At 34.0% G+C, this 368-nt stretch carries 1 pseudogene; it reads left to right on the top strand.

The features are described from left to right. Positions 1–368: pseudogene (locus AOA60_RS18290) on the top strand (DNA polymerase III subunit beta); the annotation flags it as partial.

The raw sequence follows: 368 nt of genomic DNA, 5'->3' as shown, positions 1-368 counted from the left end.
AATTACCTGAAGACACAGTTGAAATCTCAGTAACGGATAATTATTTAACTACTTTGAAATCTGGTTCATCTGAATTCAATCTTAATGGTTTAGACCCAGAAGAATATCCTCGATTACCAGAAATTGAAGAAAGTAATATTTTTAAAATGCCTACAGATCTGTTGAAAAACATTATTAGACAAACTGTTTTTGCAGTATCAACTGTAGAAACAAGACCGATTCTAACAGGGGTTCACTGGACAATAGAGGATAGTGTTTTAACGTGTACCGCGACAGACAGTCATCGTTTAGCAATGCGACATGCTAAAGTTGAAACTAAATCAGATCAACTAGAGTTTTCAAATGTTGTTATACCAGGTAAAAGTCTT

The organism is Pseudomonas sp. 2822-17 (assembly GCF_002742485.1).
Taxonomy (GTDB): domain Bacteria; phylum Pseudomonadota; class Gammaproteobacteria; order Pseudomonadales; family Pseudomonadaceae; genus Aquipseudomonas; species Aquipseudomonas cyclaminis.
Note: the sequence above shows the minus strand (reverse complement) of the source record. Positions and strands in the feature narration are given on the sequence as shown.